The organism is Roseateles sp. DAIF2 (assembly GCF_015624425.1).
GTDB lineage: Bacteria > Pseudomonadota > Gammaproteobacteria > Burkholderiales > Burkholderiaceae_C > Kinneretia.
Window position 1 is genome coordinate 5,184,055 of sequence record NZ_CP049919.1, and the last position, 16,388, is coordinate 5,200,442.

General features: G+C 69.8%; 16 protein-coding genes. 2 read left to right on the plus strand and 14 right to left on the minus strand.

The genetic code is table 11. The features are described 5' to 3' along the window. Positions 1-85: 85 nt before the first annotated feature. Together G8A07_RS23885 and G8A07_RS23890 are read right to left on the minus strand one after the other, a co-directional pair. The gene (locus tag G8A07_RS23885) at positions 86-1,216 is read right to left on the minus strand and encodes a hypothetical protein (protein ID WP_195794415.1); all 1,131 of its coding nucleotides are present in this window, start codon (positions 1,214-1,216) and stop codon (positions 86-88) included. Then, the gene (locus G8A07_RS23890; protein ID WP_195794416.1) at positions 1,116-2,600 is read right to left on the minus strand and encodes a hypothetical protein; all 1,485 of its coding nucleotides are present in this window, start codon (positions 2,598-2,600) and stop codon (positions 1,116-1,118) included. The genes G8A07_RS23885 and G8A07_RS23890 overlap by 101 nt, the downstream gene beginning before the upstream one ends. A 333-nt stretch (positions 2,601-2,933) precedes the next feature. Here G8A07_RS23890 and G8A07_RS23895 point away from each other — a divergent pair, with 333 nt between their 5' ends. Beyond that, positions 2,934-3,551 carry a hypothetical protein gene (locus tag G8A07_RS23895; RefSeq protein ID WP_195794417.1) on the plus strand — a complete coding sequence of 206 codons (618 nt, stop codon included), beginning with the start codon at positions 2,934-2,936 and terminating at the stop codon, positions 3,549-3,551. Between the two features lie 12 nt (positions 3,552-3,563). On the opposite strand, the gene G8A07_RS23900 is transcribed toward G8A07_RS23895, so the two are convergent. Genes G8A07_RS23900 through G8A07_RS23945 form a run of 10 tightly spaced genes read right to left on the minus strand, consistent with a single transcriptional unit; the run spans position 3,564 to position 14,398 of the window. After that, complete coding sequence (locus tag G8A07_RS23900) at positions 3,564-4,472, minus strand: hydroxymethylglutaryl-CoA lyase (protein ID WP_195797943.1); 909 nt, start codon at positions 4,470-4,472, stop codon at positions 3,564-3,566. A 7-nt stretch (positions 4,473-4,479) separates the two neighbouring features. Continuing rightward, entirely contained in the window at positions 4,480-6,474 is a 1,995-nt protein-coding gene (locus G8A07_RS23905) for an acetyl/propionyl/methylcrotonyl-CoA carboxylase subunit alpha (RefSeq protein ID WP_195794418.1), read from the minus strand. A gap of 37 nt (positions 6,475-6,511) precedes the next feature. Continuing rightward, the gene (gene bioB / locus G8A07_RS23910) at positions 6,512-7,552 is read right to left on the minus strand and encodes a biotin synthase BioB (protein WP_195794419.1); all 1,041 of its coding nucleotides are present in this window, start codon (positions 7,550-7,552) and stop codon (positions 6,512-6,514) included. After that, positions 7,549-8,250 carry a dethiobiotin synthase gene (gene bioD / locus G8A07_RS23915; RefSeq protein ID WP_195794420.1) on the minus strand — a complete coding sequence of 234 codons (702 nt, stop codon included), beginning with the start codon at positions 8,248-8,250 and terminating at the stop codon, positions 7,549-7,551. The genes bioB and bioD overlap by 4 nt, the downstream gene beginning before the upstream one ends. Continuing rightward, positions 8,247-9,461, minus strand: coding sequence for an 8-amino-7-oxononanoate synthase (gene bioF, locus G8A07_RS23920; protein ID WP_195794421.1), 1,215 nt, complete (start codon positions 9,459-9,461; stop codon positions 8,247-8,249). The genes bioD and bioF overlap by 4 nt, the downstream gene beginning before the upstream one ends. Beyond that, the gene (gene bioA, locus G8A07_RS23925) at positions 9,448-10,788 is read right to left on the minus strand and encodes an adenosylmethionine--8-amino-7-oxononanoate transaminase (RefSeq protein WP_195794422.1); all 1,341 of its coding nucleotides are present in this window, start codon (positions 10,786-10,788) and stop codon (positions 9,448-9,450) included. The genes bioF and bioA overlap by 14 nt, the downstream gene beginning before the upstream one ends. A gap of 19 nt (positions 10,789-10,807) precedes the next feature. Then, entirely contained in the window at positions 10,808-11,428 is a 621-nt protein-coding gene (locus G8A07_RS23930; protein WP_195794423.1) for a DUF4126 domain-containing protein, read from the minus strand. Positions 11,429-11,450: 22 nt separating this feature from the next. Further along, positions 11,451-12,245, minus strand: a complete 795-nt coding sequence (locus tag G8A07_RS23935) for an enoyl-CoA hydratase/isomerase family protein (RefSeq protein ID WP_195794424.1) — start codon at positions 12,243-12,245, stop codon at positions 11,451-11,453. Then, a complete protein-coding gene (locus tag G8A07_RS23940; RefSeq protein ID WP_195794425.1) occupies positions 12,242-12,775 on the minus strand; it encodes a GNAT family N-acetyltransferase in 534 nt (177 codons plus the stop codon). The genes G8A07_RS23935 and G8A07_RS23940 overlap by 4 nt, the downstream gene beginning before the upstream one ends. Positions 12,776-12,790: 15 nt before the next feature. Next, positions 12,791-14,398: a carboxyl transferase domain-containing protein gene (locus G8A07_RS23945; RefSeq protein ID WP_195794426.1), complete on the minus strand. Its 1,608-nt coding sequence runs from the start codon at positions 14,396-14,398 to the stop codon at positions 12,791-12,793. Between the two features lie 151 nt (positions 14,399-14,549). Between G8A07_RS23945 and G8A07_RS23950 the strand changes: the two genes are divergently transcribed. After that, a complete protein-coding gene (locus G8A07_RS23950; protein ID WP_195794427.1) occupies positions 14,550-15,260 on the plus strand; it encodes a TetR/AcrR family transcriptional regulator in 711 nt (236 codons plus the stop codon). Here G8A07_RS23950 and G8A07_RS23955 read toward each other — a convergent pair. Both G8A07_RS23955 and G8A07_RS23960 read right to left on the minus strand, forming a co-directional pair. Then, positions 15,251-15,847: a DedA family protein gene (locus tag G8A07_RS23955; RefSeq protein WP_195794428.1), complete on the minus strand. Its 597-nt coding sequence runs from the start codon at positions 15,845-15,847 to the stop codon at positions 15,251-15,253. The two genes, G8A07_RS23950 and G8A07_RS23955, sit on opposite strands and share 10 nt — an antisense overlap. After that, on the minus strand, positions 15,844-16,161 hold the full coding sequence (locus G8A07_RS23960; protein WP_195794429.1) for a hypothetical protein: 318 nt from the start codon (positions 16,159-16,161) through the stop codon (positions 15,844-15,846). The genes G8A07_RS23955 and G8A07_RS23960 overlap by 4 nt, the downstream gene beginning before the upstream one ends. Between the last annotated feature and the right edge of the window lie 227 nt (positions 16,162-16,388).

Sequence of the window (16,388 nt, forward strand, 5' to 3'; positions counted from 1 at the left end):
CGCGCCCGCACCCGGGCTTGTGAACGGCCCAACCGGACGACGGGTGAGCGGGAGGGAATTCGACAAATGCAATGCGGGCTTTTCTTCAGTACCCCGCCAGATCCTTCGGCTCGACCGCTTTGTCGCTGAACTGGATGCGCTCGATGCCGCGCAGGATGATGATGGCGCCATCGGGGCTACCGCTCAGCGCATGGGCGTCGGGCTTGCTGCCGTTGGGAGCCAGATGGCGGTAAGGGCCATAGGCGTTGAGGCGGCTGAGCTGCGCAGCGGCGCTGGGGAAGCCGACGACCAGGGTGTCCCGCGCCGGCCCGCCATCGACGCGCGAGAGCGTCTTGGCCTGGGTCTTGAGCTCGACCACATCATCGCCTGCTCCGCCGAAGATGGTATTGGGTGCATGTGGCTTGCCAATGATGCGATCGTCGCCGGCACCGCCGAAGAAGGCCGCATGGGCCTGGCCCGCGCCAGTGCCCTGACCCATGGTGGCAAGGTCGATCTGCCGCGGCGCATCGCCCCCCAGGCTGGCGCCGGTAGTCTCGATCAGCAGATCCACCAAGGCAGAGGTCGCGCCGCCGGTTGCCTCCAGCTTCACGAACACCGCGCCGTCGCGCAACGCGAGCAGCTCATAGGCCAGCGGATCATCGAGCGGATGCACCCGGTCCAGTTCGCCCAGGCCGGCATAGAGCTGATAGCCCGCCGCGTCATAGACCGTCAGATTGCCCGCCCACTCGTTGTTGCTGGAGAAACGGTAGAAGCGCCCCTGCGCCAGCTCGATGCGGTACAGCCCCGAGCCGAGCAACTTGGCCTGATGGGTCCAGCCATGGGCATTGCCGGCCGGCGCCGCCCCATAGGCCTTGTCGTCCATCGGCTTGGCCTTGCCTGCATCGGCCTCCAGCAGGCGCCACTCGATGTCGTAGCCATTCGGCTTGGGGATGTAGGGCGAGTGGACGGCCAGGGGCGGCGTAGTTGGCGTAGTTGGCGTAGTTGGCGTAGTCGGCGTAGTCGGCGTAGTTGGCGTAGTTGGCGTAGTCGGCGTAGTCGGCGTAGTCGGCGTAGTCGGCGTGGTCGGCGTGGTCGGTGTCGTGGGTGGTGTCACGGAGGTCGCGGAGTCGGCGGAACTACCTCCGCCGCCACCGCCTCCCCCACCGCAAGCGCCTAGCGCCACCGCGAGCAGCAACAGGATGCCGGCCAGCCCGGCCCGATGAGATAGGTACTTCATGAATGCGCTCCTCCTTGAGCATCGTTGTTTGCTGTCTTTTCTGCCTTTCGCGGCGCATGCTGCGTTGGCGGCGGCTCAGCGATCCCAGCGCCAGTCCGCCCCCAGCCAGCCCCTCCTGCTGCCGGTGCCAGCCCGGGTCCTGCAGCTTGCAGCGGCCGCCGTCCTCCGGTGCCCAGCTGCAGCCCGTCGGGGTCAGGGCCTCTTTCATGCGCCGGATCAGGGCCGCCTCCAGCGGCGCCTCGGACGCCAGCGTCGGTGCCAATTGCTGCTTCAAGAAGATCAGCCGGTTCAGCGCGTGGGGCGCCGACCAGGAGGTCGTGGATCTTTCCAGGGGCCACAGCCCCAGGCCATAGACCGCGGTGCTGTTCAGCGGTGGCGCGGCATTGAGTTCCGGTCGCAGGCCGGGCCGGGTCATACCGGTGCCGAAGAAAAATTCGATCCAGCGACGATCCCCTGCGGTGGGCTCCTCGACCGCGGGGCGCTGCCCGCCGGTCACGCCGTCGGCCGGCAGCGGCGCGGCCTGCAGCGGATGGAAGTAGCTGACCCGCACCCGATGGGGCAACTCCAGCACGTCCAGCGGATGGGTCAGCGGCGACATCAGGCCGCTGCGCCAGCTGCCGGCCGACTGCACGCCCAGCACCGCGGGCGTCTCAAACAGCTGCGCGAACAGGGGCCGCAGCGCCAGCATCAGCCAGTTCGCACCCTCGGGCGTCAGCGCGCCTGCACAACCCAGGCGGGTCCAATGAACCTGCATGAACTCCGCGTCGAGCCCGTCCGACAGGTTCACATAGTCGACGCCATGACGCGCCATCACCTCGCGCAGGCTTTCGGCCAGGCGCTGCGCGCCTTGCTCCAGTGCTGCCGCATCGCGGGCACAGACCTGGGCGCGCCGGGCCGCGAACAGCGAGCCAATCGGCGGCGGATCGAGCAGCACGACACCGGCCTGCGGGCTGGATTCGACCAGCTGCGACAGCACCATGTTCCCGTGCGAAATCCGCTCCAGCGGATCCACGAAATCGCGCGCACCTTTGAGCAGCGGCCGCAGGGCCGTCAGCCACTCGGCCGGCACATAGGCCGGCTGCTGGCGGGAGCTACCGGCCGCGTCGGTATAGCGGCGGTACTGGAAGCCGTCGATCGCGCGCAGCAGCTCCGCGCCCCAGCGCGGCGTGACCGGGATCACCGGATCCCGGGCCTCGACCAGGCGGCGCAGCGCCGGGATGTCGTTGTCGTTGTCGTTGTCGTTGTCGTTGTCGTTGTCGTTGTCGACCGGGCCGGAGACCGGTGGAGGAGGTGGCGTCTCACCGCCACCTCCTCCACAGGCCGCCAGGGCCGGCAGACCCAGCCGGGCAAGAAAACCGCTGCTGCCGCTACTCCGCACCGTCATCGCGCGCCTCCTCTGTTGGGCTGATGGCTGGCTTGCCTGCCTTCCTTCCTGCACCGCGCGTGCCGGCGCCGCAGGATTGCCGCGATTCAAGCAGAGCCGGCAGCCCCTCGAGGCCTGCCTGATGAAGCCCCGATTAACGGCGCGCGAGCAGCGGCGCAGGAGCCCCCCCGCTGGGGGAGCCCTTGACCGTGCAGCAACAGGTGGCCGGCCGATCGGCGCCGCGCTTGCTCATCAGGATGGGTATGGCGGGTCTTGCGTCGGCACCCTCCCCGCCCCTAGTCTTGCCCGAGGAGGCCGGCCGATCCAACAAGGCCGTAAGGGGAGAACCTGATCATGATGCGCAGCAGCACCATCACGCTCAGCCGGCTCGGCGTCGGCCTGTTCGCTGGCGCCCTGGCCGCCTTCTTTCCACGCCTGATGACGGTGCTGAGCGGCGGCCCGACCGACGACATCCAGCTGTTCAGCCAGACCTACATCCCGGTCGGTGCGCTGATGGCCGTCAGCGTCGGGGTGATCGTGATCATCATCGAGGCGGATTCGGCCCGCTCGCTGCGCGACGTCTTCATGACCGCGCTGGGCCTGCCGACCCTGGTGATCGGTGCGCTGGGTACCAGCTCGACCACGCACAACCTGAGCCAGTCGAACCAGAGAATCAACGAACTGAACCGCCAGCTCGCCAGCGCAAGCGGCATCGTGATCGAGGGGCCGCGGGCGGATGCGGCGGGTGGCGGCGCCGGTTCACGTGCCGCGGCGGATACCCCGGCCTGGCTGCCGCTCGGCGCGGCCCATGCGCAGCCGACGAGCAGCGCCACCGCCTATGGCGGACAGAGCCGGCTGGGCATCGTGGCCCAGGAGCGGTTCTACATCACGGTGCTCGCGCGCTCCGCGCAGCGATCCGAGCTGGAGGCGCTGCAGGGGCTCAGGCCGGTGCTGGTGCAGGCCTCGAGATAGAAAAAGGCTCAGTCAGCCGGCGCGCTTGGCCAGCAGCGCCCGCGCGACCCGCGCGACCGGCGGGCGGCCCAGCGCATTGGAGATATAGGCGCCGGCATCGACCAGCTTGTCGATGTCGATGCCGGTCTCGATCCCGAGGCCGTTCAGCATGAACACCACGTCCTCGGTCGCGACATTGCCGGTGGCGCCCTTGGCATAGGGGCAGCCGCCCAGGCCGGAGACGCTGGCGTCGAAGTTGTGGATGCCCATCTCCAGGCAGGCATAGATATTGGTCAGCGCCTGGCCGTAGGTGTCGTGGAAATGGCCGCTGACCTCGACCAGCGGGTAATGCTTGAGCGCACGCTCCATCGCGGCCTGCACCTTCTTCGGCGTGCCGACGCCGATGGTGTCGGCGATGCCCATGTGGTCGACGCCGATGCCCTGCATCAGCTTCACGACGCGCTCCACCTCGTCCGGCGTCACCTCGCCCTGGTAGGGGCAGCCGACCGCGCAGGACAGCGCGCCGCGCACCTTGAGGCCGGCCTCATGCGCCGCGGCGACGACCGGCGCGAAACGCTCGATGCTCTCGGCGATCGAGCAGTTGATGTTCCTCTGCGAGAAGGCCTCGCTGGCCGCGGCGAACACGACGATCTCGTCCGGCTTGGTCGGCAGCGCCGCCTCCAGGCCCTTCATGTTCGGCGTCAGCACGCTGTAGCGCACGCCGGGCTTGCGCGTGACCGCCGCCATCACGTCGACGTTGTCGGCCATCTGCGGCACCCATTTCGGGCTGACGAAGCTGGTGACCTCGATCTCCTTCAGGCCGGCGTCCTGCAGCATCGCGACCAGCGTGGCCTTGTGCTCGGTGGAGACCGGCTGCTTCTCGTTCTGAAGCCCGTCGCGCGGGCCGACGTCGACCAGGGTGACTCGGGTAGGCAAGCTCATGCTCATCTCAGGACTCCAGTCGCAGTAGCTCCGCGCCGTCGCCGACCTGGTCGCCGACCGCGAACAGCAGTTCCGCGACGACACCGTCGCGCGGCGCATTGATCGTGTGCTCCATCTTCATCGCCTCCATCACCGCCAGCGGCTGGCCCTTGGCGACCTTGTCGCCCGGCTTGGCCAGGAAGGACACCATCTTGCCCGGCATCGGCGCGGTCAGGCGGCCGGCATCCGTTGCCCCTTCGCCGGCATGGGCAATCGGATCGATCTCGGTCAGCAGGGCCGAGCCCTGGGGCGCGAACACCGCGACCTTTTCACCCAGCGCGTAGGTCTTGACCATGACGCGTTGCTGACCCAGGCCCTCGCCCAGCAGCAGTTCGTGGCTTTCGAGGCTGGCTGAGTTGACGGCGAAGGCCTGGACTGAACCACCCACCGTCAGTTGCATGCCGCCCTGGTGATGCCTCGACAGCAGCACCGCATGGCGCGCGCCCCCCAGCTCCAGATCGAAGCGGCGCGCCGAGGCGCCGTAGAGGCGCCAGCCATCGCGGCGGCTCCAGGGGTCGGTGGTCTGCAGGGCGGCCTCGGCCGCCAGCGTGTGCGCCACCACCGCGGCGGCGGCGATCTCCAGCGGCAGGCCCGGCTGGTCGAAGAGCTGAGCCTTCTCGCGCTCGATCAGCGCGGTGTCCAGGTCGGCGCCGGCAAACGAGGCCGTGGCCGCGCAGCGGCGCAGGAAGGCCACATTGGTCTGCAGGCCGACGATATGGGTGTCGCGCAGCGCGGCATCCAGGCGCGCCAGCGCCTGCTCGCGGGTCTCGCCCCAGACGATCAGCTTGGCCACCATCGAGTCGTAATAGGGGCTGATCGCATCGCCCTCGCCGACGCCGGAATCGATCCGCACCGCGCCGCGCTCGAAGCTGACGTGATCCGGCCAGCGCGCGACGTTCAAGGTGCCGGTGGCCGGCAGGAAGCCGGCATCCGGGTTCTCGGCGCAGATGCGCGCCTCGATCGCATGGCCGTGCATGCGCAGCTCGTTCTGCTTCAGCGGCAGCGGCTCGCCGGCCGCGACGCGCAGCTGCCACTCGACCAGGTCCTGGTCGGTGATCGCCTCGGTCACCGGATGCTCGACCTGCAGCCGGGTGTTCATTTCCATGAAATAGAAGCGGCCATCCTGTTCGGCGATGAACTCCACCGTGCCGGCGCCCTGGTAGCCCACCGCCTTGGCCGCGGCCACCGCGGCCGCGCCCATCTCGGCACGGCGCTCGGCCGTCATGCTCGGCGCCGGGGCCTCCTCCAGCACCTTCTGATGGCGGCGCTGCACCGAGCAATCGCGCTCGAACAGGTAGACGCAATCGCCATGGCTGTCGCCGAACACCTGGATCTCGATATGGCGCGGGCGCTGCACATAGCGCTCGATCAGCACCGCGTCGTCGCCGAAGCTGTTGATCGCCTCGCGCTTGCAGGAGGCCAGCGCGGCGTCAAACTCCTCGGCCGCGTAGACCGCACGCATGCCCTTGCCGCCGCCGCCGGCGCTGGCCTTGATCAGCACCGGGTAGCCGATGCGCTCGGCCTCACGCTTGAGCAGCGCCGGATCCTGGTCCGCGCCGTGATAGCCCGGCACCAGTGGCACGCCGGCCGCCTCCATCAGGCGCTTCGACTCGGCCTTCAGGCCCATCGCCTGGATGGCAGAGGGCGGTGGGCCGATGAAGACCAGGCCCGCATCGGCGCAGGCCTGGGCGAACTCCTCGTTCTCGCTGAGGAAGCCATAGCCCGGATGCACCGCCTCGGCGCCGGTGGCCTTGGCCGCGGCGAGGATGCGCTGCCACTGCAGATAGGACTCGCGCGGCGCCGGGCCGCCGATCAGCACCGCCTCGTCGCAGGCCTGCACATGCTTGGCCTTCGCATCCGCCTCGGAATACACCGCCACGGTCTTGATGCCCATGCGCCGGGCCGTTGCCGCGACGCGGCAGGCGATTTCGCCTCGATTGGCGATCAGGATCTTCTTGAACATGGCGGGGTCTCCGTTGTCTCTCTTGATGCTTGTTCGTTCAGTGGCAATGCCCGCCGCAGGCCTCACCGGCCTCTGTCTGGCTCAGCTGCGCCTCGGTCGCGCAATGCATGCCCAGGCGCGCGATCAGCTGGCGGTCCTTCTCGGCTTGCGGGTTGCTGGTGGTCAGCAGCTTGTCGCCGTAGAACATCGAGTTGGCGCCGGCCAGGAAGCACAGGGCCTGCAGGCTCTCCGGCATCTCCTCGCGGCCGGCCGACAGGCGCACCATCGCGCGCGGCATCGTGATGCGGGCGACCGCGATCGTGCGCACGAACTCGAAGGGGTCCAGCGCCTGGGTGCCGGCCAGCGGCGTGCCCTCGACCTGCACCAGGTTGTTGATCGGCACCGACTCCGGGTACGGATCCAGATTGGCCAGCTGCACCACCAGGCCGGCGCGCTGGCGGCGCGTCTCGCCCATGCCGACGATGCCGCCGGAGCAGACCTTCAGGCCCTGGGCGCGCACGCGATCCAGCGTGTCCAGCCGGTCCTGGTAGGTGCGGGTGGTGATGATCTGGCCGTAGAACTCCGGCGCGGTGTCGAGGTTGTGGTTGTAGTAGTCCAGGCCCGCGTCCTTCAGCTGCTCGGCCTGGCCGTCGGCCAGCATGCCGGCGGTCAGGCAGGTCTCCAGGCCCAGGGCCTTGACGCCGGAGATCATCTCGCCGATCTGCTCCAGGTGGCGCTCCTTGGGCGCGCGCCAGGCCGCCCCCATGCAAAAGCGCGTCGCGCCATTGGCCTTGGCGGCGCGTGCGGCCTCCAGCACCTCGTCCAGCGGCAACAGCTTCTCGGCCTTCAGGCCGGTATCGAAATGGGCCGACTGCGGGCAGTACTTGCAGTCCTCCTCGCAGCCGCCGGTCTTGATCGACAGCAGGGTCGAGAGCTGCACCGCATTGGCATCGAAATGCTCGCGGTGCACCTGCTGGGCGCGGAACAGCAGGTCGTTGAAGGGCAGCTCGAACAGGGCCGCGACCTCGTTGACGGTCCAGGGTTTCGCGTTGCGGCGGTCGGCGTCGGTGGTCGGCGTCAGGGTCTGGATCTGGTTCATGGCAGAGAAGACAGCAGGGAAAAGGAAGAAGATGGGATCGTCAGGTACGCGGCCACGGCCGCGTGGTTCGGATCGGCGAGCCGGGGCACATGGCCCCAGCAGGGTGCGGCGAGGCCCTGGGCCAGCGCCGCCAGATTGTCGGCCACATGGGGTTGATCGGGGTCCACGGTGTTGGCCACCCAGCCGGCCAGGGTCAGCCCTCGCGCGCGCACGGCCTCGGCGGTCAGCAGCGCATGGCTGATGCAGCCCAGGCGCAGGCCGACGACCAGCAGCACCGGCAGGCCCAGGTCCACCGCCAGGTCGGCCGTATCCCAACCATCGAGCAGGGGCACGCGAAAGCCACCGACGCCCTCGACGAAGGCGATGTCCGCCCGCGCCGCGACGCCGCGCACCGCGGCCAGCAGCGGCTCGCGCTCGATGGCCACGCCCTCCAGCCTGGCCGCGATATGCGGTGCGCAGGGCGTGCGCAGCTGCAGCGGGCCGACCTCGGCATCGCTCAGGCCCATATTGGTCGCGGCCCGCAGGCGCGCCACGTCCTCGTTGACCCAGCGGCCGTCGACCAGCGCCTGGCCCGCAGCCAGCGGCTTGATGCCCGCGGCGCGCAGGCCCGCGGTGGCGGCCAGATGGGTCAGGCCCGCGGTGACCGCGGTCTTGCCGATCTCGGTGTCGGTGCCGGTGATGAAGAAACCGCGGCTCATGCCGAAGCCGCCTCCAGCGCGGCGAGCAGATGGTCGATGTCCGCATCGCTGTGCGTCGCGCACAGCGTGATGCGCAGCCGCGCCTCGCCCTTGGGCACGGTCGGCGGGCGGATGCCCGGCACGCGCAGGCCCTCCTGCTCCAGCGCGGCCGCCAGGCGCATCACCTCGGCGTTGCCGCCGACGATCAGCGGTTGCACCGGCGTCTCGGAATCGGCCAGGCGCCAGCCCAGCTCGGGCCGGCGCTGCAGCAGCGCGCCGATGCCGCGGCGCAGGCGCTGTTGCAGCGCGCGCAGGCGCTCGCGCCGCTGCGCGCCGGTGTCGCCCTCGATCAGGTCCAGGCTGGTCAGCAGCGCATGGGCCACCGCGGGCAGCGAGGCGGTGGTGAAGATATAGCTGCGCGCGGCCTGCAGCAGGTACTCGATCACGGTGGCATGGGCGGCGACGAAGGCGCCCGACAGGCCGGCCGCCTTGCCCAGGGTGCCGATCAGGATCAGGCGTTCGCTGCTGAGGTCGAAATGCTCCAGCGCGCCGCGGCCGGTTTTGCCCAGCACGCCGAAGCCATGGGCATCGTCGACGATCAGCCAGGCATCGAATTCCTCGGCCAGCGCCAGCAGCGCCGGCAGCGGCGCGATGTCGCCGTCCATGCTGAACACCGCGTCGGTGACGATCAGCTTGACCCGCGCCGTGCTGGCCTGCAGCAGCGCGCGCAGCTCGGCCAGGTCGCAATGGCCGTAGCGGCTGACCTTGGCCTTGGCCAGGCGCGTGCCGTCGATCAGCGAGGCATGGTTCAGCGCCTCGGAGAAGATCTCGGCCTCCGCATCGCCCAGCGCGGTCAGCACCGCCAGGTTCGCCATATAGCCGGTGCAGAAGCTCAGGGCGCGCGGTGCATGCGGGATGTAGGGCGCGAACCAGGCGGCCAGCGCGTCCTCGAGCCGCTCATGCGCGATCGAATGGCCGCTGATCAGGTGCGAGGCGCCGGAGCCGCCGCCATAGACCTCGGCGCCCTCGATCAGCGCCTGCGCGATGCGCGGATGGTCGGCCAGGCCCAGGTAGTCGTTCGAGCAGAACATCAGCAGCTCGCGCGTCAGTCCGTCGGCGCCGCGCACCCGCTGGCGCGGCGCGGTGGGGCTTTCAGCGGCGCGCAGGAAACGGGTCAGGTCTTGCGCGGCGATGGCGCGCAGCTTGCCCTCCAGGTGATCAAGCAAGGACATGGTCGAGACTGGCCAGCACGGCCTTGAAGAGGAACTGCGCCGCGTCCGCATCGATCAGATAGGGCGGCATCAAGTAGACGGTAGAGCCGATCGGGCGGATCAGCAGTTCATGGCGGCGCGCGGCCAGGTGAAAGCGCTCCGCGAAGCGCTCGCCGGCCTGCTTCACGTCGAAGGCCAGCACCAGGCCGCGCTGGCGCAGATGCTCGATGCGCGTATCCGCGGCCAGCGGCGCGAAGGCCGCGGCCAGCAGCGCGGCCTGCTCGCGGTTGCGCGCCAGCTGCCCGCCCCCGGCCGCAGCATCGGGCTCGAAGCGATCCAGCACCGCGTTCGCGGCCGCGCAGGCCAGCGCGTTGCCGGTGTAGGAATGCGAGTGCAGGAAGCCGCGCGTCACGTCCTCGGACCAGAAGGCCTGGAACACCGCCTCGGTCGTCAGCACCAGCGACAGCGGCAGGGTGCCGCCGGTGATGCCCTTGGAGAGCAGCAGGAAGTCCGGCCACGGCGCCTCCGCCTGCTCCCAGGCGAAGAAGGTACCGCTGCGGCCGCAGCCGACGGCGATCTCGTCGGCGATCAGGTGCACCTCGAACTCGGTGCACAGCGCCCGCAGCGCGCGCAGATAGCTCGGCTCATGCATCACCATGCCGGCCGCACCCTGGATCAGCGGCTCGACGATCACCGCGGCGATCTCGGCATGGCGCTGCTCCAGCAGCGCGCGCATCGCGGCCAGCGCCTGGGCCTCGTTGCCGCGTCGCGAGTCCGGCGATTCGACGATATGCGCGCGCATCAGCAGCGGGTCGTAGGCATCGCGGAAGATCGCCACATCGGTGACCGCCAGCGCGCCGATGGTCTCGCCGTGATAGCCGTTCTTCAGGCAGACGAACTCGCGCTTGCCCGCGCGGCCGCGGTTGCGCCAGCTGTGGAAGCTCTGCTTCAGCGCGATCTCGACCGCGCTGGCGCCGTCGCTGCCGAAGAACACATGGCCCAGCGCCCCGCCGGTCAGGGCCGACAGGCGCTCGGCCAGCCGCACCGCCGGCTCATGCGTGCAACCGGCCAGCATCACATGGGGCAAGGTGTCGAGCTGCTGCTTGATCGCCGCGTTCAGGCGTGCATCGGCATGGCCGAACAGATTGACCCACCAACTGCTGTTGGCATCGAAATAGCGCCGACCCTCATGGTCGATCAGCCAGGGCCCCTCGCCGCGTGCGATCGGCAGCGGCGGCGCGCTGGCGGCCCGCGCCATCTGCGTGCAGGGATGCCAGACGCTCGCCAGGCTGCGGCGCTGCCAGTCCCGCATCACGGGAGATGAAGAGGAAATGGAACTCTCGGACATCACGGAAGACAACGAAAACTCAGGGCGCCGGAGCCGGTGCCCGGGCGAACACGCGGCGCCACAGGCCGCGCAGGAAACGGGACAGCAGCACCAGCAGGGTCAGCATCACGACCAGCGCCAGCAGCAGCGCGACCGCGAAGGCATAGGGATGGGCATAGGCCAGCCACAGCATGGTCGGCACCGCGGCATCGCCCAGCAGCGACAGGCCGATATTGGAAAAGGGTTCGGGCGAGGTGTTGGCCGCCGCGCGCGTCGTCGCCTTCGCCGCATGCGCGGTGGCGGCCAGGGTGCCGCCCAGCAGCGCCGCGATCAGGCCCCAGCTCTGCGAGTCGGCGCCGATCATGCCGGCCGCCAGCGCCGCGCCGGCCGGGATGCGGATCAGGGTGTGCACCAGGTCCCACAGGCTGTCCAGGCCCGGGATCTTGTCGGCGAAGAACTCGACCCCCATCATCAGCCCGGCCGCGCCCAGCACCAGCGGCTGCTGCAGCAGCTGCAGGCCCGCCGGCAGCGGCAGCCATTCCAGGCGCCCGGCCAGCCCGACCAGGAACACCACCGCATACAGGCGCAGCCCGCTGGCCCAGCCCAGCGCGGCGGCCAGGGCCAGCAGCTGGGCGGTGTCGAGCGAGGCGGGCAGGTTCATGGCGAGGTCGGGGCCGATGGTTTCAGCCGAGCAGCCAGCCGGGCTTGCCCTTGTTCAAGAAGCTGGACACGCCCTCGCGCCCCTCCTCGCTGGCGCGGATGTCGGCGATGCGGCGCGCGGTGTCGTCGCGCAGCTGCGGCGTGATGGCCGCATGGGCCACATCCTGCACCAGGCGCTTGCAGGCGCGCACCGCGGCCGGACCGTTGGCCAGCAGCGCGGCCAGCAGGGCCTCGACCTTGGCGTCCAGCTGCGCGGCGTCGGCGGCCAGCTCATGCACCAGGCCCAGGCGATGCGCCTCGGCGGCGCCGAAGCGCTCGGCGGTGACGAAGTAGCGGCGCGAGGCCTGCTCGCCTAAAGCGCGCACTACATAGGGCCCGATCGTGGCCGGCAGCAGGCCCAGCTTGGCCTCGCTGAGGCAGAAGCCCGCCGGCTCGGCCGCGACGACGATGTCGCAGCAGGCCACCAGGCCCACGCCGCCGGCATAGACATCGCCCTGCACGCGGGCGATCACCGGCACCGGGCAGCTGTAGAGGCTCCACAGCATCTCGGCCAGGCGCGAGGCGTCGGCATGGTTCTCGTCCCAGCTGTAGCCCGCCATCGCCTTCATCCAGTTCAGATCGGCGCCGGCGCAGAAGGCCTTGCCCTCGGCGGCCAGCACGATGGCCCGCAGGGTCGGGTCTTGCCCCAGGGACTGGAACACGGCCGTCAGCTCGGCGATCAGGGCCTCGTTGAAGGCATTGCGCACCTCGGGTCGGTTCAGGGTGACACGCGCCACGGCGCCGGCCCGCTCTATCTTCAACACGGCTGGGTCGCTCATCGGGCGGTCTCCTGTAGGGGTTTGCACATCAGCACGCTGGAATAGGTCTTGCCCTCCCATTGCACCTCGCCGACCCGCGCATAGCCGCGGCGCGCATACCGGCGCTGCAAGGCCTGGGCCGGCTTGGCGGTGTCCAGCGCCACATGGGCATAGCCCTGCGCTCGGGCCCAGGCCTCGGCCACATCCATCAGGCGCTCGGCCAGGCCCTGGCCGCGCTCGTCCGGATGCACGGCCAGTTGGGCCAGGAGCGCGGTGCGCGGCTCGGCATAGACGGCGGGCACGGCATCACCCAGATAACTGCCATCGACCGGCTTCGGCGGCGCGATCGTCACCGTGCCGACCAGCCGCCCGGTGCGCTCGGCAACGAAGGCCTGGCCCGCGGCCACGCGCTCGCGCGTGGTCTGCACGCTCTGCGTCGCGGCGGTGAAGTTCCAGCCCTGCGCAAGCAAGGTGGCATAGGCGGCGTGTAACAGGCCGGTCAGGGCCTGCAGGTCGTCGCCATCGTGCAGCGGGCGGATTGCGATCGTCATGACCGGCTCGGCCGCTTACATCCGGAACACGCCGAACTTCGTCTCGGGAATCTCGGCGTTCAGCGCGGCCGAGAGGCCCAGCGCCAGCACGCGGCGCGTGTCGGCCGGGTCGATCACGCCGTCGTCCCACAGGCGGGCGCTGGCGTAATAGGGATGGCCCTGGTCCTCGTACTGCTGGCGGATCGGGGCCTTGAAGTTCTCCTCGTCCTCGGCGCTCCAACTGCCGCCCTTGGCCTCGATGCCGTCGCGCTTGACGGTGGCCAGCACGCTGGCCGCCTGCTCGCCGCCCATCACCGAGATGCGCGCGTTGGGCCACATCCACAGGAAGCGGGGCGAGTAGGCGCGGCCGCACATGCCGTAGTTGCCGGCACCGAAAGACCCGCCGATGATGACGGTGAACTTCGGCACCTGGGCGCAGGCTACCGCCGTCACCATCTTGGCGCCGGCGCGGGCGATGCCCTCGTTCTCGTACTTGCGGCCGACCATGAAGCCGGTGATGTTCTGCAGGAACACCAGCGGGATCTTGCGCTGGCAGCACAGCTCGATGAAATGCGCGCCCTTGTTGGCGCTCTCGGCGAACAGGATGCCGTTGTTGGCGACGATGCCGACCGGCATGCCCTCGATATGCGCGAAGCCGCAGACCAGGGTGTTGCCATAGCGGGCCTTGAACTCGTCGAACTCCGAGCCGTCGACGATGCGGGCGATCACCTCGCGCACGTCGAAGGGCTTGCGGGTGTCGGTCGGGATCACGCCATGCAGCTCGGCCGCATCGAAGCGCGGTGCCTGCGGTGTGCGCATCAGCAGCTCGCCCGCCTTGCGCCAGTTCAGGCTGGCGACCGAATGGCGCGCCAGCGCCAGCGCATGGGTGTCGTTCTCGGCCAGATGGTCGGCCACGCCCGAGAGGCGCGTGTGCACGTCGCCGCCGCCCAGGTCCTCGGCGCTGACCACCTCGCCGGTGGCGGCCTTCACCAGCGGCGGGCCACCGAGGAAGATCGTGCCCTGGTTCTTGACGATGATGGTCTCGTCGCTCATCGCCGGCACGTAGGCGCCGCCGGCGGTGCAGCTGCCCATCACGACGGCAATCTGCGGGATGCCGGCGGCTGACAGATTGGCCTGGTTGAAGAAGATGCGGCCGAAGTGATCGCGATCCGGGAACACCTCGTCCTGGTTCGGCAGGTTGGCGCCGCCGCTGTCGACCAGGTAGATGCAGGGCAGGCGGTTCTGCTGCGCGATCTCCTGCGCACGCAGATGCTTCTTGACGGTGACCGGGTAGTAGGTGCCGCCCTTGACCGTCGCGTCGTTGCAGACGATCACGCATTCGACGCCGGCGACGCGGCCGATGCCGGCGATCACGCCACCGCCGGGCGCGGCGTTCTCATACATGTTCAGCCCGGCCAGCGGGCCGATCTCCAGGAAGGGCGTGCCGGGATCCAGCAGCATCTCGACCCGGTCACGCGGCAATAACTTCCCTCTTGCCACATGCTTGGCGCGCGCCGCCTCGCCGCCACCCTGGGCGATCTGCTCCAGCTTGGCGTTCAGGTCGTCGATGACCGCACGCATCGCGTCGGCATTGGCCTTGAAATCCGCCGAACGGGCATTGAGCTTGGAAGAAAGGACCGCCATCGACTGTCTCCTGGCACCGACCTGAGGCCGGCTCAATTTATCGATATCCGCCTCTTGACGAGGCAACAAGGGCGAAGAATAAACGAATCCGCGGCAACGCAGCAACAGATATTGAGCTTTCCTCAATATTCACCCAGAATCGGCACCACCGATGCTTAACCAGACGCCCGCCTCCTCCACCGCCCTGCCCGCCCAGCGCCGCGCTCCCGCCAGCGCCAAGGCCGAGCAGCGCGTGCGCGACATCCTGCGCGTCGGCCGCGAGGTGTTCGCCGAGCTGGGCTACGAGCGCGCCACCACCACCGAGATCGCGCAGCGCCTGGGCGTCTCCGAGGCCACGGTCTTCACCTATTTCCGCGGCAAGCGCGAGCTGTGCATGCGCGTGATCGGCGACTGGTACGACGAGATCATCGCCGCCACCGAGGCCGGCCTGCCGCGCGACCGGCCGGTGCGCGAGCAGCTGGAATTCATGGTGCACACCCATCTGCGCCTGTTCCTGATCCAGGGCACCGGCCTGTGCGAGCTGGTGCTCAGCGAGGGCCGCAGCAAGGGCCAGGAGCTGGGCGAAGCCTTCGTCGCGCTGCAGCGCCGCTACACCGCGCCGCTGATGGACCTGCTGGCCCGCGGCCAGGCCCGCGGCGAGCTGCGGCGCGACATCCCGCTGCGCCTGCTGCGCTCCCTGGTGTTCGGCCCGATGGAGCATGTGCTCTGGGAGGTGGTCATCACCGGCCGCCAGATCGAGGTGGAACAGAGCGCCCGCGACCTGGTCGCCCTGCTCTGGCCGGCGCTGCAGGCGCCGGACCATGAGCTGCAGGCGCTGCGGCGGCTGCGCGACGAGCTGGCCCGGGCACTGGCTCAGAGCTGAGGCGTCCGCCCGCGCCGTCGCAGCAGCAGGCCGGCCAGGCCGAGCACCAGACCCAGCAGCGCGAGCGCGCCGATATGGTCGCGCACCAGCGGGATATGGCCGAAGAAATAGCCGGCGCTAAGCAGGCCGACCGACCACAGCCCCGCCCCGGCCGCGGCGGCCGGCACGAAGCGCGCCGCGGCCATGCCGGCCACCCCGGCCGCCAGCGGCGCGAAGGTGCGCAGCACCGCCACATAGGGCGAGACCAGCAGGGTCAGGGCGCCATGGCGGGCAAAGAACTCCTGCGCGCGCCGCAGCGCGACGGGGTCCAGCCAGCGCCATTGCGCCCGCTGCGCGTGGCGCCGCAGGTGACAGCCCAGCGCATAGGCCAGCAGGCTGCCGCCCAGCGCGGCGCATGCCACCAGCGGCAGCAGCAGCGCCAGCCGCAGGATCCCGCCCGCGGCCAGGGTCCCGCAGAAGAACAGCAGCGGATCGCCAGGCAGGAAGAACAGCGGCGCAATGCCGATCTCACAGAACACCAGCAGGAACAGCAGCAGATAGACCCAGGCATCGGCGCGCAGCAGCCAGGCCTGCAGCTCGGCGCTCATGAGCGGCCGCCTCCTCCGTCGCGGCCGCGCGCCAGGCGCTGCACCAGCACCAGTTCGCAGAGCTTGAACAGCAGATAGGCGGCGCTGGCCAGCAGCGCACTCAGCACCAGCTCCAGCAACTGCTGCAAGCCGCCCTCCCACAACCCACCCCAGCCGGCGGACCAGAGGAACTGCGTGTTGGCCGAGACCAGCCGCACCAGATCCAGGGTCAGCAGGCCGAACAGCACGAAGGCCAGGGTCATCAGCAAGAAGCAGCAGGCCGCATGGGTCGACAGCCAGGCATGCAGGCGGCTCTGGGCGGGGACAGGGGCCATGATGCGCGGCTCCGGCGGGGCGGGAAAACCGAGCCTAGGGCCTGTCATCAAATAGGGCAACCCTGCGCCGGGACTGCAAGGCATGCAGCGCTAGGCGTGGGCCGCAGGTCGGGGCCATCCCCGACCAAGGGACGTAACGACGCGATGCGTGTCTTGCAGCCCCGGCCCTTCGGGTAGCCCCGCCCAGCGGGCGCACTCGTCGTTGCAAATGCTCACCGGGGCCCGAC

What these genes read in the sequence shown, in the direction of transcription:
- G8A07_RS23940 (WP_195794425.1), bottom strand. Translation starts at nt 12,775, where the DNA reads ATGACGATCGCAATCCGCCCGCTGCACGATGGCGACGACCTGCAGGCC.
- G8A07_RS23935 (WP_195794424.1), bottom strand. Translation starts at nt 12,245, where the DNA reads ATGAGCGACCCAGCCGTGTTGAAGATAGAGCGGGCCGGCGCCGTGGCG.
- bioD (WP_195794420.1), bottom strand. Translation starts at nt 8,250, where the DNA reads ATGAGCCGCGGTTTCTTCATCACCGGCACCGACACCGAGATCGGCAAG.
- G8A07_RS23905 (WP_195794418.1), bottom strand. Translation starts at nt 6,474, where the DNA reads ATGTTCAAGAAGATCCTGATCGCCAATCGAGGCGAAATCGCCTGCCGC.
- G8A07_RS23950 (WP_195794427.1), top strand. Translation starts at nt 14,550, where the DNA reads ATGCTTAACCAGACGCCCGCCTCCTCCACCGCCCTGCCCGCCCAGCGC.
- G8A07_RS23930 (WP_195794423.1), bottom strand. Translation starts at nt 11,428, where the DNA reads ATGAACCTGCCCGCCTCGCTCGACACCGCCCAGCTGCTGGCCCTGGCC.
- G8A07_RS23960 (WP_195794429.1), bottom strand. Translation starts at nt 16,161, where the DNA reads ATGGCCCCTGTCCCCGCCCAGAGCCGCCTGCATGCCTGGCTGTCGACC.
- bioA (WP_195794422.1), bottom strand. Translation starts at nt 10,788, where the DNA reads ATGTCCGAGAGTTCCATTTCCTCTTCATCTCCCGTGATGCGGGACTGG.
- G8A07_RS23895 (WP_195794417.1), top strand. Translation starts at nt 2,934, where the DNA reads ATGATGCGCAGCAGCACCATCACGCTCAGCCGGCTCGGCGTCGGCCTG.
- G8A07_RS23955 (WP_195794428.1), bottom strand. Translation starts at nt 15,847, where the DNA reads ATGAGCGCCGAGCTGCAGGCCTGGCTGCTGCGCGCCGATGCCTGGGTC.
- G8A07_RS23945 (WP_195794426.1), bottom strand. Translation starts at nt 14,398, where the DNA reads ATGGCGGTCCTTTCTTCCAAGCTCAATGCCCGTTCGGCGGATTTCAAG.
- G8A07_RS23885 (WP_195794415.1), bottom strand. Translation starts at nt 1,216, where the DNA reads ATGAAGTACCTATCTCATCGGGCCGGGCTGGCCGGCATCCTGTTGCTG.
- G8A07_RS23890 (WP_195794416.1), bottom strand. Translation starts at nt 2,600, where the DNA reads ATGACGGTGCGGAGTAGCGGCAGCAGCGGTTTTCTTGCCCGGCTGGGT.
- bioF (WP_195794421.1), bottom strand. Translation starts at nt 9,461, where the DNA reads ATGTCCTTGCTTGATCACCTGGAGGGCAAGCTGCGCGCCATCGCCGCG.
- bioB (WP_195794419.1), bottom strand. Translation starts at nt 7,552, where the DNA reads ATGAACCAGATCCAGACCCTGACGCCGACCACCGACGCCGACCGCCGC.
- G8A07_RS23900 (WP_195797943.1), bottom strand. Translation starts at nt 4,472, where the DNA reads ATGAGCTTGCCTACCCGAGTCACCCTGGTCGACGTCGGCCCGCGCGAC.